Source organism: Pseudomonas sp. CFBP 13711 (assembly GCF_014842265.1).
Taxonomy (GTDB): Bacteria; Pseudomonadota; Gammaproteobacteria; order Pseudomonadales; family Pseudomonadaceae; genus Aquipseudomonas.
Genome location: NZ_JACYVI010000009.1, coordinates 48,049 through 68,412, shown reverse-complemented (window position 1 = coordinate 68,412; position 20,364 = coordinate 48,049). Strand labels below are relative to the sequence as shown.

Annotated in this window: 7 protein-coding genes; 2 read left to right on the top strand and 5 right to left on the bottom strand. The window is 60.6% G+C overall.

Annotation, left to right across the window (positions count from 1 at the left end):
- Positions 1 to 7: 7 nt before the first annotated feature.
- Entirely contained in the window at positions 8 to 1,168 is a 1,161-nt protein-coding gene (locus IFT47_RS17460; protein ID WP_192174592.1) for a glycosyltransferase family 4 protein, read from the bottom strand.
- Between the two features lie 170 nt (positions 1,169 to 1,338).
- On the opposite strand from IFT47_RS17460, the gene lapG reads away from it, so the two are divergent.
- Both lapG and lapD read left to right on the top strand, forming a co-directional pair.
- Positions 1,339 to 2,034, top strand: a complete 696-nt coding sequence (lapG, locus tag IFT47_RS17455) for a cysteine protease LapG (protein WP_407073264.1) — start codon at positions 1,339 to 1,341, stop codon at positions 2,032 to 2,034.
- Between the two features lie 8 nt (positions 2,035 to 2,042).
- A complete protein-coding gene (lapD, locus tag IFT47_RS17450; RefSeq protein WP_192174594.1) occupies positions 2,043 to 3,989 on the top strand; it encodes a cyclic di-GMP receptor LapD in 1,947 nt (648 codons plus the stop codon).
- Between the two features lie 36 nt (positions 3,990 to 4,025).
- Here the strand turns inward: lapD and IFT47_RS17445 are convergent, their stop codons facing one another.
- From IFT47_RS17445 to IFT47_RS17430, 4 genes are all read right to left on the bottom strand, one after another.
- Positions 4,026 to 4,427, bottom strand: coding sequence for a GtrA family protein (locus IFT47_RS17445; protein WP_192174595.1), 402 nt, complete (start codon positions 4,425 to 4,427; stop codon positions 4,026 to 4,028).
- Positions 4,417 to 5,415 carry a glycosyltransferase family 2 protein gene (locus tag IFT47_RS17440; RefSeq protein WP_192174632.1) on the bottom strand — a complete coding sequence of 333 codons (999 nt, stop codon included), beginning with the start codon at positions 5,413 to 5,415 and terminating at the stop codon, positions 4,417 to 4,419. The genes IFT47_RS17445 and IFT47_RS17440 overlap by 11 nt, the downstream gene beginning before the upstream one ends.
- Before the next feature lie 309 nt (positions 5,416 to 5,724).
- Positions 5,725 to 6,063, bottom strand: a complete 339-nt coding sequence (locus tag IFT47_RS17435; protein ID WP_037018113.1) for a hypothetical protein — start codon at positions 6,061 to 6,063, stop codon at positions 5,725 to 5,727.
- Positions 6,064 to 6,146: 83 nt separating this feature from the next.
- Entirely contained in the window at positions 6,147 to 20,288 is a 14,142-nt protein-coding gene (locus IFT47_RS17430) for a retention module-containing protein (RefSeq protein WP_192176532.1), read from the bottom strand.
- Positions 20,289 to 20,364 lie beyond the last annotated feature (76 nt).

Sequence of the window (20,364 nt, the reverse complement as noted above, 5' to 3'; positions counted from 1 at the left end):
CAGCGACTTACGCCTTGGGGTGTGCCGCCAACACTTTGCGGTACACCGCCAGGGTCTGCCGCGCGCATTCCTGCCAGGTAAACTGACGGGCGCGTTCCAGCCCTATTTCAACTCGCTCTATCCTGAGCGCATCGTTACTCAACACGTCGAGCATGGCCGCCGAGATGCTCGACGCATCCAGCGGGTCGACCGCCCAGGCGGCATTGCCGGTGACTTCCGGCAGGGACGTGGTGTTCGACGCAATGACCGGGCACTGCGCCGCGAATGCTTCGATCACCGGCAAGCCAAACCCTTCGTACAAAGACGCAAACACCAATGCGCTGGCGCTCTGGAGCAGTGCGAACACGTCGGACTGCGGCAGGTAACTGAGCCAGCGCCCTTCGCCTTTTGCTTCCAGCGCCTTGAGCTGCGGAATCAGGTCTTCGTTGGCCCAGCCGTCACGTCCCACCACAATCAGCGGATGCTCTTTGCGCACTGCCTCCGGCAGCGCGTTGAACGCCTCCAGCACCTTCGGCAGATTCTTGCGCGGCTGCAGCGTGCCGATGAACAGGAAGAAACCGGGTTTGAGTTGGTGTTTGTCCAGAACAGCGTCGCGGGTTTCGAGGGGAATGCGCTCGAAATAGACCGGGTCCACGCCAAGGGGCGTCACGCTGATTTTCTCGGGGGCAATCCCCATGTGCGTGACCAGATCCTGCTTGCTGTGTTCGGAGATGGTGATCAGGTGATCGGCGCTGTGAACGCTTCGCGCGAACAGCCAACCCTTGAGGGTTTTGAGGTTCTGTCTGATCCACTCGGGATGGATCAGCGGAATCGCGTCCATGACCGTGGCAATGACGGGCACGCCGCTGATGCGCGGGATCTGGTGATCGGAGGCGTGGATGATGTCGACATCGCGGGCGATGGCGGAGGAGTTGGGCAGCGGCAGGCTGAGCAAGCCGCTCGCCAGCACCTGAATCCGGAAGTCTGCCGAGAGCATCTTCGGCACGCCGCACGCGAGTTGGGGCAGATTGCGGCCAAACGCGTAGGGTTTGACGGTGATAACTGGGTCTTCGCTTTGTTTGAGCGCTTCCATCGCCTGCCACAGAGAGCGGGTGTACACGCCAATCCCATCCAGATGACCGGCACGTTCACACATCGCCCAGACGGTGCAGCTCAAACCAATATCCATACGCGTTTCCAAACCAACCCAGCCAGTCATGAAATCAAGGGGCGCGAGCCTATCATGAGTCGCGTTTGCGGGCATTTGCTTCTGCGCATGATCTCACCGCGCCATTGCGTTTCCTCCCTCAACCCCTCACCATCCCTTTCCGTTATCCATGGCCTGATGGACTAGACAAATTGGCGACACGCCCGGCTCAAAAGCGCCCTGGATTATGGATGCTTCTGGCGCTTGCACTGACGTGCACGGCGTGTATCGGCTATCTGAGCGCGGATTGGGATTTTTCTCTGATCAGCCGCCGTGCCGAAGCACTGTACGGACCGTTGGGAGCGGGTAAGCAGCGCATCGATGCCTGGCAGAATTTGCTGGCGACCGAGAAGCAGGTCAGCGAAATGGACAAGCTCAAGGTCGTGAACCTGTTCTTCAACAAGCAGATGCGCTACGCCGAAGACATAGACCTGTGGCACGAGGTCGATTACTGGGCGACGCCGATCGAGTCGCTGATCAAGGGCGCGGGGGATTGTGAGGATTATGCGATCGCCAAGTATTTCAGCCTGCGCCGCCTCGGCGTGCCCAGCGAGAAGCTGTTGATTACCTACGTCAAGGCGCTGCGCCTGAACCGCGCGCACATGGTGCTGACCTATTACTCGAGCCCGAACGCCATGCCGCTGGTGCTCGACAGCCTGATCGACGACATCAAACCTGCCAGCGAACGCACGGACCTGTTGCCGGTGTATGCCTTCAACGCTGAAGGACTGTGGCTGCCGGGTGCGCAGGGCAACAAGAAAGTGAGCGACACCAAACGTCTGTCCCGGTGGCAGGACGTGTTGAAAAAAATGACCGCAGAAGGCTTCCCCACCGAGCCCGAGAATTAGGAGTACTGATGTCTCTGTTCAAACAGCTGTTGATCGCGATCTGTCTGTTCATGGTGGTTGCCTTTGCGGGAAGTTTTGTCGTCAGCCTGGAAAGCTCCCGGGCGCAGTACGTCAATCAGCTTCGCTCCCACGCCCAGGACGCTGCGACGTCGCTGGCGCTGTCGCTGACGTCCAATATCGATGACCCGGCGATGGTCGAGCTGATGGTGGCGTCGATCTTCGACAGCGGTTACTACGCGAGCATCCGGGTGGTGGATCTGGCGAGTGGCGCCGCGATCGTCGAGCGCAGTGCGACGCCGGACAATCAGGGCGTGCCGCAGTGGTTCATCAACGCCATCGGGCTTGAGCCGGCGGGCGGCGAGGCGATTGTCAGCCGCGGCTGGCAGCAGACGGCGCGGGTCGAGGTGGTCAGCCATCCGATGTTCGCGCTGGCCAAATTGTGGCAGAGCGCGCTGGGTAGCCTCGGCTGGTTGCTGGTGTGCGGTGTGGTCAGTGCGATTCTGGGCGCGATGCTGTTGCGCCGGCAGCTCAAGCCGCTGGATTACATGATGGCGCAGTCCCAGGCGATTGGCCGTCGCGAGTTCCTCGTTCTGCCCGAACTGCCGCGCACGCCGGAGCTGCGCCGGGTGGTGCAGGCGATGAACCAGATGGTCGAGAAGCTCAAGGCGCTGTTTCAGGAAAGCACCGAGCGCAGTGAGAAGCTGCGCATCGAGTCGTATCAGGACAGCCTGACCGGGCTGTCCAACCGCCGTTATTTCGATATGCAGCTCAAAATGCACGTGAGCAATCCGGAAGAGGAGCTTGCAGGGCACCTGTTGCTATTACGGGTTCAGGATCTTGCCGGTCTCAACCTGCGCCTTGGTGGCAAGCGCACTGATGCATTACTTGTCGCGGTGGCGCATCTACTCGTCAGCCAATGTGAGAAGTATCCCAAGATACGCCATCTGATTAGTCGCTCTCGGGGTGGCGAGTTTGCAGTGCTCGCGCCAGGGATGGGGCGGGAGGAAGCTCTGGAGCTGGTTGAGGATCTAGAAATAGCCCTCAAAGACCTCGGCGGAACTGGGGTTTCCGATATTTCTCCTGTGGCACATATGGGCTTGGCGGCTTACACGCCGGGGGAGGCGACGCTCACCTTGCTAGGCCTTGCGGATCAGGCTTTGTCGCTGGCTGAAACCCAAGGTGAGCAAACTTGGAGTTATGCTGAGAAGGGTGTAGTTGTAAGTGCGGGTGATGATCAGCACACGTGGCATCGTTTGCTTGACCAGGCGCTGACTCATGGAGGTTTCAAGCTTTTCTTCCAGCCCGTGGTCAAAACACGGGATATCACTCGGGTGATGCATTACAAAGTTCTGTCTCGTCTGGTCGATGACCAAGGCCTAGCGATTCCGGCTGGACGCTTTTTGCCGTGGATCGAGCGATTTGGCTGGTCCGTTCGCCTGGACCTCTGGATGTTGCGCAACGTACTGTCGGATCTACGGCAGCATGATCGATCCTTGGCTTTGAACCTTTCGGCAGCGACGTTAGCTGATGCGCAAGCGCTGGAAGAAGTATTCGAGCTGTTGCGCCAGCACACCAAACTCGGCCCCCGGCTGACCTTCGAAATAGGCGAAGAGCAGTTGCCTGATCAATCAGTGTTGGAGCACATCACCCGACGCCTTCATGCGCACGGCTTCTCGCTTGCGCTGCAGCGATTCGGAGGCCGTTTCAGCATGATCGGCAATCTGGCGCATCTGGGCCTGGCATACCTGAAGATCGACGGCAGTTACATTCGCGCCATTGACGAAGAAAGTCATAAGCGTCTGTTTATAGAGGCCGTGCAGCGTGCCGCGCACAGTATCGATCTGCCCCTTATCGCTGAACGGGTTGAAACCGAGGGCGAACGTCAGGTGATTGCCGAGATGGGGATCGACGGCGTGCAGGGGCGGTTGGTGGGTGACCCGGCGCCATGGGAGTGAGTTATCCCGGCCTGCTGTAGCCGGGATATAAAGCGCTTAGTTCAGTGGGTCGGCTTGGGATTCGACAAAAACGAAACGGCTGTTTAGCCAATAGCTGGCGATGGCAACAACGAATACGGACGCGACGACACCGTACATGTAGTTGATATCGAAGAATCGCGTGCAATACACGCACGTCCACGAAATGGCCAATCCTACCGTGCTCACCGTCAGGAACTTTAAGTAAACCTTCAGTTCCTTGCGCGCTTTAAAGGTCCACATAGAGTTCATCAGGTACGAAAATGCGTTAGCGCATAAAAACGCGATCGCATTGGCAAGTGGCGGTTCGACCGCTGCCTGTTCTACCAGCAGGTAAACCGCTGCGATATGAATACCCGTGTTGAGCAGGCCCACCATCGCAAATTTGATGAATTTATGCAGGTCGCCATTAGCCGTCATGTTTTTGCGCCTTGCGGTTTCGGACCGAGCGAATGACATACGGCGGACGGTTCTTGGACTCCAGATAAGTCCTGCCGACATACTCGCCCAGAACTCCCAGGCCCATCATCTGTAACCCTGACATGAACAGCATCATTGAGGCCAACGATGCGTAGCCCGGTACGTCGGCGCCAAACATCAGAGTGGTTATGACGATGAAACCGCCGTACATGAAAGACAGTAATGCGACCCCGAATCCGATGTAGGTCCAGATCTTCAATGGAGCAATGGAGAAGGAAGTAATGCCCTCGAGCGCCAGATTCCAGAGCTTCCAACCTGAAAACTTAGTGGTGCCGAGTGCGCGTTCTGGACGGGTGTAATTGACAGTAGTGGTGCGAAAGCCTGCCCAGGCGAACAGGCCTTTCATGAACCTGCGGGTTTCAGGAAGAGAGCACAGGACGTCCACAACACGTCGGTCCATGAGACGGAAATCGCCAACATCGTTAGGGATTTCAACGTCGGACAGACGATTGATTACTTTGTAAAAAGCCCTGGCGGTCATGCGCTTGAGCGCGCCGTCACTGGATCGGTCGATGCGCTTGGCGAGAACGACGTCATGGCCGTTTTCCCAGAGCGCCAGCATCTCGGCCAGTAGCTCCGGGGGATCTTGCAAGTCCGCATCCAGTGGAATGACCGCGGCGCCTCGGGCTTGCTCAAGCCCTGCCGAAAGGGCAGCCTCTTTACCGAAGTTTCGGGAAAGATCGACGATCACCAGCGAGACGTTATGGGGTCGACTTGCCTCAAGCACAGCAAGCGTTGCGTCGCTGCTGCCGTCGTTGACTGCGATCACCTCCCAGTCATAAAGATCGTGATTGACGCACCGGCCAATCTCTTCCAGCGTCGCCGCAACGTTATCCTCCTCGTTGTAGAAAGGAATTATGATCGAGACCAGTTTCCGCTGGGTCTTGCTGGCGGTGGAGGATTGTAAGCCCTCGGACGCTAGTGACATCCGTTGTGGGCCCTGGACATCGAAATGCTGAGTTGCAGCGCCGCTGTACTGCGGAATTGAAGACTCGACGTTTTCGCTCTCATTCGTGGTTGTGTCCTTGCCACCTGCCATGCTCGTTTCGTCCTGTCAATTGTAGATGCCGCTCAATACTTTCTCGGGCCCGAAAACCGATCGGACCCTGCCTAAAATTTCGGCGCATAGCCTACCATGCCTTAGCCGCGATCGGCTGGTGGCGCACGCGAACACGGGCGTACCCGAGATCGGATATGCACATCGTTCGCAGTGAGGGAAGTGCCGAAAAAACGGCCTTTAGATCAGCCGTTGTTCATCATCATTGATCAGGTCACTCAGGCCGCCCAGTGTTTCCCGGGCCTGGGTTCGATCCATCAATTTCGCCTGTGCGGCGGCGGGGAGGTCGGTGATGTTGAGGATGCCTTTGCTGGTCAGGACCTGAATCAAGTCGTCCAGTACCCGGATCATGTCCATGTCGCTGGACTTGAGCTGGATCAGGCTTTTCTCGACCACTTCGTTGGCAAACCAGGCTTGCACCTGATGGTCATCGGGCGGCAGTTGCTCGCTCGCTTCGGCAAAGGCCGTTGCTTCCACGCGAACTAGCGTTCCATCGGCATCGCGCTGAACGTAAAACATGGCTCATTCCTCAGGGAGTAACGGTGCTGGCAACCGTCAGGGACGGCTGCCAGCACAGTACAACAGCTCTCGCGACTCAGCTATCAGTGGTGATCGACTTTGATGGTCGGATCCGCACCGCTCACCAGCGAGTTGACCATGGAATTGCTCCAGGTCACGCCTTCCACCTTGATGTGCACATCGGCCGTGGTCGCCGCGGCAGCCGCAGTGACATTCGACGCGAACTGCCCGGTGGTGCTGACTTGCAGAATGGTGTCATGACCATCGTTGGTGATTTGCAGGTACTTGCTGAGGGTGTCGGTGTCTTCACCTTGCAGCAGGTCACGCAAGTCGATCCGGTCGCCTTCGCCCTTGTTGAAGTCCTTGATCACGTCAAAGCCACCGCTGTTGGTGTCGCCTGCTTTCCAGGCGAATGTATCGGCACCTGCGCCACCGGTAAGGATGTCGTTGCCTTTACCACCGATCAGAATGTCGTTGCCGTTGCCACCGTTAAGGATGTCGTCGCCACCCTGGCCGAACAGAATGTCGTTGCCATTGCCGCCCAGCAGCGTGTCGTTGCCGTCCTGGGACGTCGACGACGAATTGGTCAGGTGAGCCACCGCGTCAAGGTTGTTGGTCACGAACGAGTGCAGCGTCTTGTCATCGATGGTCGACACATTCACGTGCAAGGTATCTGCCGCGAACGCCTTCAGCGCCGTAATGCCGCCCTGCGTGTTGTAGGTGATCAGATCACCGAACAGGATGTCATTGCCGTCGCCACCGTTGAGGGTGTCGCTGCCCGGAGCGATATCTTTCTGGTCGCCCAGTACCGCTTTCGCCAGGTCGTCAGCGTTGACGTTGGTCTGCGCGTGGCCGTCGCTGTCGTAGTGGTTGAGCGTGCTCGTCTTGACCGCCGAGTTCAGGCCGATCGCTTCGATGGTCGGCGACTGCTTCAGCAACAGCGCGTAACCGGTGTCCGCTTCAGCCAGCACAACGCTGCTGCCGTTGGTTTCAGGTGAGTTCAGGCTGTATTCCTGACCGCCCTTGCCGTCCGCGTGGCTGGCGAGGGTGCCCACCAGCTTGCCGGTCGTGCTGCTGGCGTAGCTGTAAACATGGCCCACGGTGTCGATGGCGACTTTGCCGTTCACCGAATACGTGCTGCCCAAATGCCAGCTTTCCAGGCCCATCGCCAGTGTGACAGCCGTGCCGTTCACCGTACCGAGCACCGTGCTGGTGTTCTGGTAAACGTTAGGCTCGCCGTCGGTGATGAAGTACGTGCGGTTCTCGCCCGTCGGGTTGGTGCTGTTCAAGCCGGCAAACCAGTTTGCGGTGGTCTTGAAGGCATCTTCGTAGTTGGTGGTACCGCCCGATGTCATGGTCGCCAGAGCAGCGGCCAATGTTTTCAGCGCAGCAGCCTTGTCAGACATGTCCACCGACACGGTCGAGCGCACGTTGGTGTCGAAATCCACCAGCAGCACGTTGATCTTGCCGGCGTTGGCCGTTTGAGCACCGTTCGCCAGTTTCTCGAAGACCGACTGCAGCTGCGTTTTCGCCGTGTCGAGGGATTTGCCCATGCTGCCCGAGCTGTCGACGATGAAGGCGATGTTGTAGCTCTTGCCCTGCACGATGGTCGTGCCGCTGACGTCGCCAACGATGATGTCGCCGCCGGTGGTGCCGTTGATTGGCGTCGGGTCGGTGCCGGCCAGGCCTTCGCTCGAGGTGTAGGTCTGAGGCTCGACGGTAACGGTGATCGCCTTGCTGTCGCTGGCGCTGGCCACGGCGCTTGGAACGCCTGGCACAGTCGCTTCGGTCGCCGTCGCCGTGACGTTCAGCGTGAACTTGCCGCTGAAGTAGTCAGGCGTGGTGATGCTCAGCGTCGACAGGTCGAATTGGCTGACGTCGATCGTGTCCATCACGGTTTTGCCGTTTTCGACGTGGGTCGTCACGGTGGCCGTGTGGCCTGCGGCGTCGGTCAGGATCGAGCCGGCCGGTGCGCCGCCGCTCAGGGTGGTGACGTGAGTCTCCGAACCGTCGAGGCTGTCGCCGAATACCGCCTGGATCGGGCTCAGCTTGATCGCGGCGCCTTCGGTGCCGTGGTTCAGCTCGTAGCCGGTGTAATAACCCTCACCGCTGCCAACCGTGCCTTCGTGCAATGGCGAGACGTTCAGGCCGGAAGCCTTGAGGTCATCGACCGTTGCGAACAGCAGCACGTTGCTGCCGTTCAGGGCCACGGTCTGAGTCGCGCCGGTGCTGATGGTCTTGTCGACCAGATTGATACTGTAGCTGCCCGGGCCCGCCTGGTTGTAGTGGTAGATGTCCAGGGTGTAGTAGCCAGACTCCGTCGGCGTGAAGCCCGCGCTCTGTATCTTGCCGCCCGCACCCCATGTGGCGTTGGCCGCAGTCTGGCCCGCCACGGTGATCAACAGGCTGTCGTCTGCCGTACCGGAGAAGGTGTAGGTGTGGCCGGCTTCCATGTAGATCAGGCCGGACAGCTTGGTGCCGGTGCCGACTGCGACGGAAGAGTCCTGTGCAGCGGTGGCGACGGTGTGCGAGGTCGATGCAACGGTGGTGTTGAAGCCGGCCTTGATGGTCGCTTCATTGGCGCCGTTGCCGTCGGTGCCCATGTTCTTCAGCGTGCCGACGTAGACGTCTTTCACCAGACCGGTCGACTGAACGACGCCGGAGCCCAGCGTCACCACTGGTTGGTCGGCGACGGGCGCCACATCGATGGTGCCGGTGGCTTTGACCGAACTCGCCAGACCCTGATCGTCCACTGCCTTGTAGGTGAACGACGTGCTGCCCGCCCAATCAGCGGCCGGCTTGAAGTACACCGTTGCAGCGTTGCCGACGGCGACGATGTTGCTCAGGCTGGTCAACGCGACCTTGCCCGCAGCATCCGCGTAGAACGTGCCGTGTGCAGCCATGTCGACCAGGTTGAAGTGGTCGATTTTGCTGTCCACGTCGGTCGCGCTCAGCGTCACGGCGATGGCCAGGCTGTCTTCGTTGCCGCTGCCGGTCGTGGCGTTGGCCACCGGAACATCGTTGACCGTCGTGATGTGAATCGTCGACGTGGTGTTGGCGATGTTGTTGGTGGCGCTGCCGTCGTTGACGCTGATGTTGATGATGCGGTCGTCTTTGACAGGGTCGTGGGACGTGCTGTCGAAGGTAATCGACGAGATCGCCGTCTGATACTGAGCCGCCGTGCCCGCACCGAACGTGATGACCTTGCCGGTCACCACGTTGTTGGTGACGATGTCGGTGGTGGTGACGCTCAGGCCCGCGGTGTTGCCGATCGCCAGCAGATCACCCGCCTTGTAGTTGGTCAGCGTGACCGTGGCGCTTTGCAGCGTCGGGCTGTCGGCGTCTTTCAGGGTGAAGTCTGCAGCAATCAGGCCTGGACCTTTGCCCGGCGCGGTGACATCGCCGCCGACCAGGGTTTCGTTCCAGGTGTTGCCGAACTCTGTGCCCGTCCCGGTGTGGCCGATGACGGGCGCGTCGTTCACGGCGGTGACCGAGATCTTGCTGCCGGCAACCAGCGAATCCTGCGTACCGGTACCGTCGCCTTTCGCGCCGGAGTCGGTCACTTGAACCGTCACGGCACGGTCACCCGCCTGAGGGTTGTCACCCGGGCTGTTGAAGGTGATCGACTGGATCAGCGCCTTGTACTGGTCAATGGTCGCGATGCCGTTGATCTTGAAGCCGTTCACCAGGCCTGCATCGTTGTGGGTTTCCACCACGCTGACGCCTTTCGGCGCAGTGCCGGTAAAGGTCAGTACGTCGCCTGCCTTCACATCGACCGACACCACGGCCTTGCTCAGGGTGGTGTTGTCGACATCGGCCAGGTTCAGGTTCTTGACGATCGAGACCGCCGCGTCGTTTTCAGTAAAGGCAACCGATGCGGTGCTCACGGTCGGTACATCGTTGACCGTGGTGATGTGGATCGTCGAGGTCGTGGACGCGATGTTGTTGACCGCGCTGCCGTCATCGACAGTGATGTTGATGATGCGGTTGTCCTTCGACGGATCATGGGACGTGCTGTCGAAGGTGATCGACTGAATCGCCGTCTGGTACTGGGCAGCTGTGCCTGCGCCGAACGTGATGGTTTTGCCGGTCACTGCGCCGGAAGCGTCTTTTACATCACTCAGGGTATAGGTCAGGGCGCCCGGTTTGCCGACATTCAGGACGTCGCCGTCTTTGAAGTTGGTCAGCGTGACGGTCGCGCTTTTCAGCGTGGTGCTGTCGGCGTCGTTCAGGGTGAAATCGCGAGCGATCTGACCTGGGCCTTTACCCGGCGCGGTGACATCGCCACCCACGGCGGTTTCGTTCCAGGTGTTGCCGAACTCTTTGCCCGTTCCGGTGTGGCCGATGACAGGTGCGTCGTTCACGGCGATCACATTGATCTGGCTGTTCTGAACCACCGTCAGGTTGTCAGTGCCGTTGGCATCGGCGTCAGTCACAGCGATGGTCACGCCGCGTGGCGCGGTGTTCGGGTTATCGCTGTTGTCGGCGTAGGTGATCGACTTGATCAGGGTTTCGTAGTTGGCAACCGAAGCCTTGCCAGTCAGGTCGATGACGATGTTGCCGTTGGCGTCGTTGCTCAGGGTGTACTTGATGCCCAGGCCCGTATCGCCCGAGGTACCGTCTTTGTAGTACTGGGAAACGATCAAGTCTTCAGCCTGAATACCGGTCAGCGTGATTTTCGCGCTGCTCAGCTGGGTGCTGTCGATGTCGGTGATGCTGAAGTTTTTGACGATCGCGGTCGGGGCGTCATTTTCGGTGTAGGTGATGCTGCCGAAATTCACGACCGGTGCGTCGTTCACTGGCGTCACGTTGACGGTCAGCGGCTGTTGGGTCGTCGCAGACGGTCCATTCAGTTCGGTGGACGTCGCGTTGACGGTCAGGTTGATCTGGCCGTTGAAGTTCTCCGGTGGCGTGAGGGTCACCTTGGTCAGGTCCCAGCCGTCGAGCGCCGCAGTGCCGTTGCCGCCGGCAGTTGACGTGTAGCTGTGAGTGCCATCGGTGACAACGGCACCGACCGGAACGCCGGAAAGGGTCAGGTGGGTCAGGCTCTCGGAACCGTCGGTATCGACCAGCGTGGTGCCAATGTTCAGGTGGATGGCCGTGTCTTCCGGGCCGGTGACGGCAGGCGCGATCACGGTCGGGGCGTCTGCCACCGGTGCCACATGGACGTTGAACGTCAGGTCTTTGCTGACCGGAGCCGCTGCGCCGTCTTGGGCGGTAGCGGTGACGGTCAGAGCGATGTCGCCGCTGAAGTTGGCCGGCGGGGTGAGCTTGAGTTTGCTCAGGTCCCAATCGGTCACGTCAGTCGCGGTTGCACCGGCGGTGGCGTTGAAGGTGTGCGTGCCGTCGCTCAGGGAAGCGCCAACCGGAATGCCCTTCATGCTGACCGTCAGGGTTTCGGAGCCGTCGACGTCAGTGGTCGCTGCCTTGATGGTCGACAGCAGAATCGCGTTGTCTTCCAGGCCGCTGTTCAGGTGCTCGGTGACGCTGATGTTGTTGATCACGCCGCCGAGGGAGTTCGCGTCGCCGGCCTTGAATTCCAGCTTCGCGCTGCCGTCGGTGGTGACCGGCACGTCGAAGGTGTAGGTCTTCAGACCGACCACGGTGTTGGTGAGCGTGCCGACCAGCTTGCCGCCCCAGAAGACGTTGATCAGCGAGTTGTCGACCGCGCCTGCACGGACCGAATAATCAAGCGAAACGGTATAGGTCGCGCCGGCTTTGGCGTCGATGTTGGTGTACAGGTTGCTCGGGTCGCCGCTGTTGCGCTCCAGCTCCAGCACCTGGCTGTTGTTGCTGTTGCCCGCAACGCCGTAGGTGCCTGGAGTGCGGATCTCAACGGTGCCGCCGCTGTTGTCGGTGTGCCATGCGCCACTGCCGATGTTGCCGATCACAGTCGTGGTCGCGCCGTTCACGTTCAGCGAAGCCACGGTCTGGTCGTCCACGAGGGACAGGGCAGGGGTGTCGGTGACCGGATTGACCTTGATGGTGCCGGTGGCCGGTGTGGTGTCTGCCTGACCCTGGTTGTCGACCGCGGTGTAGGTGAAGTTGGTGCTGCCGCTCCAGTCGCCGACCGGCTTGAAGTAGACGGTGGCGCTGTTGCCGGTCGCCTTGATGACGCTGTTGCCGTCCAGTGCCTGAGTGCCTGCGGCATCGGCGTAGAACGTGCCGTGCTGACCCAGGTTGACCAGGTTGAAGTGGTCAATGGTGCCGTCGACGTCGGTGCCGGTCAGCTTGACCGCCACGGTGTTGTCTTCGTCGCCCGTCGCCGTCGCTGGCTTGGTCACCGGCGCATCGTTGACGGAAATCACGTTGATCTGGCTGTCGTGAACGACGGTCAGGTTGTTGGTGCCATTGGCATCCACGTCGGTCACAGCAATGGTCACGCCGCGCGGTGTGGTGCTCGGGTTGTTGCTGTTGTCGGCGTAGGTGATCGACTTGATCAGGGTTTCGTAGTTGGCAACCGAAGCCTTGCCAGTCAGGTCGATGACGATGTTGCCGTTGGCGTCGTTGCTCAGGGTGTACTTGATGCCCAGACCGGTATCGCCGCTGTTATCGCCTTTGTAGTACTGAGACACGATCAGGTCTTCAGCCTGAATACCGGTCAGCGTGATTTTCGCGCTGCTCAGCTCTGTGCTGTCGACGTCGGTGATACTGAAGTCTTTGACGATCGCGATCGGTGCGCCGTTTTCGGTGTAGGTGATGCTGCCGAAGTTGACCACAGGCGCGTCATTGACGGCCGTGACATTGATCGTGCCAGTGCCTGGAGTGGCGGCGGGCAGACCCTGGTTGTCAACGGCGGTATAGGTGAACGGCGTGCTGCCGTTCCAGTTCGCATCTGGCTTGAAGTAGATCGTCGCGCCGTTGTTGGTCGCGGTGATGTCGTTCAAGTTGGTCAGCGGCTGAGTGCCAGCGGCGTCGGAGTAGAACGTGCCGTTGGCAGGCGTGTTGACCAGATTGAAATGGTCGATCGTGCCGTCCACGTCAGAGCCGGTCAGCTTGACCGCAACGATAGTGTCTTCGTTGCCATTGCCTGTGGCGGTGTTGACTACCGGCGCATCGTTTACGGATGCGACGTTGACGGTCAGCGACTTAACCGTGGTGGCCGAGTCGTTGTTGGCGCTTTCGGTCGACGTCGAGCTCACTTGCAGGTTGAACGAGCCGTTGAAGTCTTTCGGCGGCGTGATGGTCAGGGTGCTCAGGTTCCAGCCGGTGAGGTAAGCCTCGCCATCGCCGCCTTCAGAAACAGGGATGGAGGTGTAGCTGTGGCCGTTGCCATCGCTCAGCACTGCGCCCACTGGAATGCCGCCCACAATGACCGGGCCGAGGGACTCAGAACCGTCGGTGTCCACCAGTGCAGCGCTCAGGTCCAGCTTGATGGCGCTGTCTTCATCGCCCTGAGCGTTGGTGACGGTAACGATCGGGGCATCCGCCACCGGCGTGACGTTGATCGTGCCAGTTGCCGTGTTGCCGGCTGGCAGGTTCTGGTTGTCGACCGCGGTGTAGGTGAAGGTGGTGTCGCCCGCCCAGTTCGCGTCTGGCTTGAAGTAGATCGTCGCGCCGTTGTTGGTCGCGGCGATGTTGGTCAAGTTGGTCAGCGGCTGGGTGCCGGCGGCGTCCGAGTAGAACGTGCCGTGTGCAGGCGCAGTGACCAGGTTGAAGTGGCCAATGGTGCCATCAACATCGGAGCCAGACAGCTTGACCGCGATGGTGGTGTCTTCCTTGCCTGCACCCGAAGCGGCGTTGACTACCGGCGCATCGTTCACGGAAATGACATTGATCTGGCTGTCGTGAACGACGGTCAGGTTGTTGGTGCCGTTGGCATCAGCGTCGGTCACAGCGATGGTCACGCCGCGTGGCGCAGTGCTCGGGTTCTCGCTGTTGTCAGCGTAGGTGATCGACTTGATCAGGGTTTCGTAGTTGGCAACCGAAGCCTTGCCAGTCAAGTCGATGACGATGTTGCCGTTGGCGTCGTTGCTGAGCGTGTACTTGATGCCCAGGCTCGTGTCGCCAGAGGTACCACCTTTGTAGTACTGCGAAACGATCAGGTCTTCAGCCTGAATACCGGTCAGCGTGATCTTCGCGCTGCTCAGCTCTGTGCTGTCGACGTCGGTGATGCTGAAGTTATTGACGATCGCAACCGGTGCACCGTTTTCGGTGTACGAGGTGCTGTCGAAGTTGACCACAGGCGCGTCATTGACGGCCGTGACATTGATCGTGCCAGTGCCTGGAGTGGCGGCGGGCAGACCTTGATTGTCGACAGCGGTGTAGGTGAACGGCGTGCTGCCGTTCCAGTTGGCGTCCGGCTTGAAGTAGATCGTCGCGCCGTTGTTGGTCGCGGTGATGTCGTTCAAGTTGGTCAGCGGCTGAGTGCCAGCGGCGTCGGAGTAGAACGTGCCGTTGGCAGGCGTGTTGACCAGGTTGAAGTGGTCAATGGTGCCGTCGACGTCGGAGCCGGTCAGCTTGACCGCGACGATAGTGTCTTCGTTGCCATTGCCAGTGGCGGCGTCAACAACTGGAGCGTCGTTCACGGCAATAACGTTGATCTGGCTGTCGTGAACAACGGTCAGGTTGTTGGTGCCGTTGGCATCCACGTCGGTCACAGCGATGGTCACACCACGTGGGGCAGTGCTCGGGTTCTCGCTGTTGTCGGCGTAAGTAATCGACTTGATCAGGGTTTCGTAGTCGGCAACCGAAGCCTTGCCAGTCAAGTCGATGACGATGTTGCCGTTGGCGTCGTTGCTCAGCTTGTAGCTGATACCCAGACTGGTGGTACCGGTGGTGCCATCGGTGCCGCCTTTGTAGTACTGGGAAACGATCAGGTCTTCAGCCTGAATACCGGTCAGCGTGATTTTCGCGCTGCTCAGCTGGGTGCTGTCGACATCGGTGATGCTGAAGTTGTTGACGATCGCAACCGGTGCACCGTTTTCGGTGTACGAGGTGCCGTCGAAGTTGACCACTGGCGCATCGTTGACCGGCCCGACGGTGACAGTCAGGGGCACAGTCGTGGTTGCCGATTGGCCGGTCAGCTCGGTGGAGGTCGAGCTCACTTGCAGGTTGATCGAGCCGTTGAAGTCTTTTGGCGGCGTGATTGTCAGGTTGGTCAAATCCCAACCATTAATGTAGACCGCGCCGTCGCCTGTCGGAATCGAGGTGTAGCTGTGGGTGCCGTCAGTCAGCACGGCGCCCACAGGAATACCGGACACCACGAATGGGCCCAGGGATTCGGAGCCATCGGTGTCGACCAGCGCGGTGCTTACGTTCAGCTTGATCGCCGAATCTTCGGCGCCCTGGGCGTTGCTGACGGTAACGATCGGCGCATCAGCCACAGGCGTGACGTTGATCGTGCCCGTTGCCGTGTTGCCGGCTGGCAGGTTCTGGTTGTCGACCGCGGTGTAGGTGAAGGTGGTGTCGCCCGCCCAGTTCGCGTCTGGCTTGAAGTAGATCGTCGCGCCGTTGTTGCTGGCGGCGATGTTGGTCAAGTTGGTCAGCGGCTGGGTGCCGGCGGCGTCCGAGTAGAACGTACCGTGTGCAGGCGCACTGACCAGGTTGAAGTGGCCAATGGTGCCGTCGACGTCAGAGCCAGTCAGCTTGACGGCGATGGTGGTGTCTTCGTTGCCAGCACCCGACGCTGTGTTAACGGTCGGTGCATCGTTGACCGCGGTCACGTCGATTTGACCGGTGGCGCTGCCCGACAGGTTGTTGGTGCCATTGGCATCAACGTCGGTCACTTCGATGGTCACGCCACGTGGGGCAGTGCTTGGGTTATCGCTGCTGTTGGCGTAGGTGATCGAGTTGATCAGCGTGGTGTAGTCGGCGATCGACGCCTTGCCGGTCAGGTCGATAACGATGTTGCCGTTGGCGTCGTTGCTCAGGTTGTAGCTGATGCCCAGGTCGGTGGTGCCGCTGTTGCCGCCCTTGTAGTACTGGGAAACGATCAGGTCTTCAGCCTGAATGCCGGTCAGCGTGATCTTCGCGCTGCTCAGCTGAGCGCTGTCGACATCGCCGATCTGCAGATTGCTGACCAATGCCTGAGGTGCGCCGTTTTCGACGTAGTCAGGGTTGGTGAAGGTGACGGTCGGTGCGTCGTTGACCGGCCCGACGGTGACAGTCAGGGGAACAGTCGTGGTGGCCGATTGGCCGGTCAGCTCGGTGGAGGTCGAGCTCACTTGCAAGTTGATCGAACCGTTGAAGTCTTTCGGCGGCGTGATCGTCAGGTTGGTCAAATCCCAACCGTTGATGTAGACCGCGCCGTCGCCTGTCGGAATCGAGGTGTAGCTGTGGGTGCCGTCAGTCAGCACGGCGCCCACCGGAATACCGGACACCACGAACGGGCCCAGGGATTCCGAGCCATCGGTGTCGACCAGCGCGGTGCTCACGTTCAGCTTGATCGCGGAGTCTTCATTACCTTGGGCGTCAGCAACGGTAACGATCGGAGCATCGGCCACCGGCGTGACGTTGATGATGCCGTTCGCTGGCGCGCCCGCAGGCAGGTTTTGGTTGTCGACGGCGGTGTAGGTGAAGCTGGTGTCACCGGCCCAGTTGGCATCCGGTTTGAAGTAGATCGTCGCGCTGTTGTTGCTGGCGGCGATGTTGCTGAGGTTGGTCAGCTCCTGGGTACCGGCTGCGTCGGCGTAGAACTTGCCATGCTCGGCCATGGTGACCAGGTTGAAGTGGTCGATGGTGCCGTCGACATCAGCGCCGGTTAGCTTGACCGCGATCGCAGTGTCTTCGTCGCCCTGGCCCCGTGCCGCGTTGACGGTCGGGGCGTCGTTGACGGCAATCACGTTGATCTGGCCGTCGTGCACGGCGGTCAGGTTAGTGGTGCCGTTGGCGTCCAGGTCAGTGACGGAAATGCTCACGCCGCGCGGGACGGTGCTCGGGTTTTCGCTGTTGTCGGCGTAAGTCAGCGACTTGATCAGGGTTTCATAGTTGGCGACCGAGGCATTGCCCGTCAGGTCGATGACGATGTTGCCGTTGGCGTCGTTGCTCAGGGTGTAGGTGATGCCCAGGTCTGTAACACCGGTGGTGCCACCTTTGTAGTACTGGGACACAACCAGGTCTTCAGCCTGGATACCGGTTAGCGTGATTTTCGCGCTGCTCAGCTGAGTGCTGTCGATGTCGGTGATGCTGAAGTTGTTGACCAGCGCGACCGGCGCACCGTTTTCGGTGTAGGTCGTGCTGTCGAAGTTGACCGCCGGGCCGTCGTTCACGGGCGTCACGTTGACGATCAGAGACTGCGTCGTGGTGGCCGCATCCTTGTTGGCGGCTTCGGTCGAGGTCGAGCTCACCTGCAAGGTGATCGGGCCGTTGAAGTCTTTCGGCGGCGTGATCGTCAGGTTGTTCAGGTCCCAGCCGTCGATGTAGACGGCGCCGTCGCCTGTCGGAATCGAGGTGTAGCTGTGGGTGCCGTCAGTCAGCACGGCGCCGACCGGAATGCCGGACACAACCAACGGGCCTAAGGATTCGGAGCCATCGGTGTCGACCAGTGCAGTGCTCAGCGTCAGCTTGATCGCCGTGTCTTCAGCGCCTTGGGCGTTGGCAACGGTGACGATCGGGGCATCGGCCACTGGCGTGACGTTGATGATGCCGTTGGCTGGCGTGCCGGCTGGCTGGCCCTGATTGTCGACCGCGGTGTAGGTGAAGCTGGTGTCGCCCGCCCAGTTGGCGTTCGGCTTGAAGTAGATGGTCGCGCCGTTGGCGGTGGCGGCGATGTTGCTGAGGTTGGTCAGCGCCTGGGTCCCGGCGGCATCGGCGTAGAACGTGCCGTTGGCTGCCAGGCTCACCAGGTTGAAGTGATCGATGGTGCCGTCGACGTCAGCGCCGGTCAGCTTGACCGCGATGGTGGTGTCTTCGTCGCCTTTGCCCGATGCGTCGGTGACGGTCGGTGCATCGTTGACCGGGGTGATGTCGACTTCGCCGGTGGCACTGCCCGTCAGGTTGTTGGTGCCGTGGGTGTCCACGTCAGTCACTTCGATCGTCACGCCGCGCGGGGTGGTGATCGGGGCGTCACTGCTGTTGGCGTAAGTGATCGAGTTGATCAGCGTGGTGTAGTCGGCGATCGAGGCGTTGCCGCTCAACTGAATGACAACGTTGCCGTTGGCGTCATTGCCCAGCGTGTAGCTGATGCCCGACGCCGTGGTGCCGGTGTTGCCACCCTGGAAGGACGGCGAAGCGATCAGGTCTTCGGCCTGAACGCCAGTCACGGTGATCTTCGCGCCGCTCAGCTGGCCGCCGTCGACGTCGCCGATCTGCAGGTTGTTGACCAGTGCCTGAGGCGCGCCGTTTTCGACGTAATCGGAGCTGGTGAACGAGACGGTCGGGGCGTCATTGACGGCAACGACGTGCACGATGCTGGTGGCCGGCACGGAATCGTTCTGGCCATCGTTGACGGTCACAGTAATGGTGCGGTCCGCGACGCTCGGGTCCTGGCTGCTGTTCTGGAAGGTGATCGACTTGATCACGGCTTCGTATTCGGCAGCGGTGGCGGCACCGGTCAGGGTCAGTACGATCTGGCCGTTGACGGTGGCGGTAGTGACCGCGATGTTCGCGTTCGGGCTGCCCACCACTAATGTGTCGGCGTCCTGAGCGTTGGTCAGGGTGACTTTCGCGCTTTGCAGGGTCGGGCTGTCGGCGTCAGTGACGGTCAACTGGTCGGCGATCGAAACGCCAGCCTGGCCTTCGGTGAACGTGGTTTCGCTGTTGGTGCCGTTACCCCCGCCATTCGGATCCACAACCGGCAGAGCGTCGTTGTCGATGATGGTGGTGGTGACGCTGCCATTGGTCGCGCTGGCAACGATGTTCTCGAAGTTGCCGCCGGTGATGGCGCCGATCGCGACGGTGACGTTTTCAACGCCTTCCGGGATCGTGTCATTTAGGGTGTTCAGGTCGAAGGTGACGCTGCTGCTGTTGGCAGGGATCTTCACGCTGACCACTTGCGTGTAGTCAGTGCCGTTGGATGCGGTGCCACTGTAGGTCAGATTGATCGTGACTTCGGTCTGCGCCGGGTTGCTCAACGTAATGGTGTACGTGGCAGCCTGGCCTTCAACCACCGACTGGGTGCCGGTGATGCTGGCAACAGTGGTGTCGATGCTGTCGACGATCTGCACCACAGCCGGCGCCGTGTTGGGCACCAGGTTCTCAAAGTTGCCGCCGGTTGCGCCGGTGATCGTGGTGCTGATAACGGTGTTGGTGTTGTAGACGTCATTCGCTGGGGCCGCGACGACAACCGTACCGGTGGACTCGCCCGCACGGATGGTGATGGTCGAACCGTCGGACAAGGTGACGTTGACCGGGGTCTGTGCCGGGTTGGTCAGCGTAGCGGTGTAGGTGATCGAGGTGCCTTCGACAGACGTCGGCGCAGCGCTGAGGCTGACCGTGGTGGTGTCGATGGTGTCGGTGATGGTGGTCACCGCCGGCGTCGGATCAGTCGTCACGACCAGACCGCCACCGCCGGTTGTGCCGGTGATAGTGGTGCTGATAACGGAAGGGTCGATGTACGGCGTGTTGTTGTCAGCCAGTTGAACAGTGGTTGAGCCGGACGTGTCGCCGCCACGAATGACAATGGTCGAACCGTTGGACAGGGTGACCGTCAGGTCCGACGTCGGTGCCTGGGTGATGTTCGCCGTGTAGACCAGCGCGCCGCCGGCTTCGGTCAGCGTCTGGGTGGCGGTCAGTGTCAGGGTGCCCGTCGGTTGCGGCGCGACGGGAGTACCGCCGTTGTCGTTGCCGTTGTCGATCGCCAGGCCGTTGCTCAGCGTAGGCGGCGGCGTGGTCGTCGTCCCCAGCCCGTTGGTCGGGAAGCCGATGGTCGGATTCACTTCGCCCGCCGTCTCGGTGAGCATCACCACGCTGTGGCCGCCGCCTGCGTTGCCGCCATCACCTGGCGCCGCTTGCGGACCCGCTGCAGTGGCTTCGAGGTCTTTGGTCGGGTCGGCGCCGGCCGCGATGGCCTGCTGCAGTTCGGCAACTGACGGTGCCGCTTGCGCGCTGGCTTCGGCAAGGTTGGTCGTGGACGCCGGTGCGTCGGCACTCCACTGGCTGTCACGGCCAATGTCCAGCTGACGGCCATCGGCAAGCTGCAGCGTGACTGCGCCTCCCGGGCCTGTCTCAAGCTGCTCGCCGGTGAACAACCGGTCACCCTCGATGAGCACACGACGAATCCCTTCCGGGGAAACTGCTACTACCTGGCCAACAATGCTTTTGACGATGGCAACAACACTGCTCATGGGGGTGACTCTCCGAAATTACCGTTCAGTTGGTATCCATCATGCCGACCGGCCTTAACTAACGCCGCTTCATTAC

What these genes read in the sequence shown, in the direction of transcription:
- IFT47_RS17460 (WP_192174592.1), bottom strand. Translation starts at nt 1,168, where the DNA reads ATGGATATTGGTTTGAGCTGCACCGTCTGGGCGATGTGTGAACGTGCC.
- lapD (WP_192174594.1), top strand. Translation starts at nt 2,043, where the DNA reads ATGTCTCTGTTCAAACAGCTGTTGATCGCGATCTGTCTGTTCATGGTG.
- IFT47_RS17445 (WP_192174595.1), bottom strand. Translation starts at nt 4,427, where the DNA reads ATGACGGCTAATGGCGACCTGCATAAATTCATCAAATTTGCGATGGTG.
- IFT47_RS17440 (WP_192174632.1), bottom strand. Translation starts at nt 5,415, where the DNA reads ATGTCACTAGCGTCCGAGGGCTTACAATCCTCCACCGCCAGCAAGACC.
- IFT47_RS17435 (WP_037018113.1), bottom strand. Translation starts at nt 6,063, where the DNA reads ATGTTTTACGTTCAGCGCGATGCCGATGGAACGCTAGTTCGCGTGGAA.
- IFT47_RS17430 (WP_192176532.1), bottom strand. Translation starts at nt 20,288, where the DNA reads ATGAGCAGTGTTGTTGCCATCGTCAAAAGCATTGTTGGCCAGGTAGTA.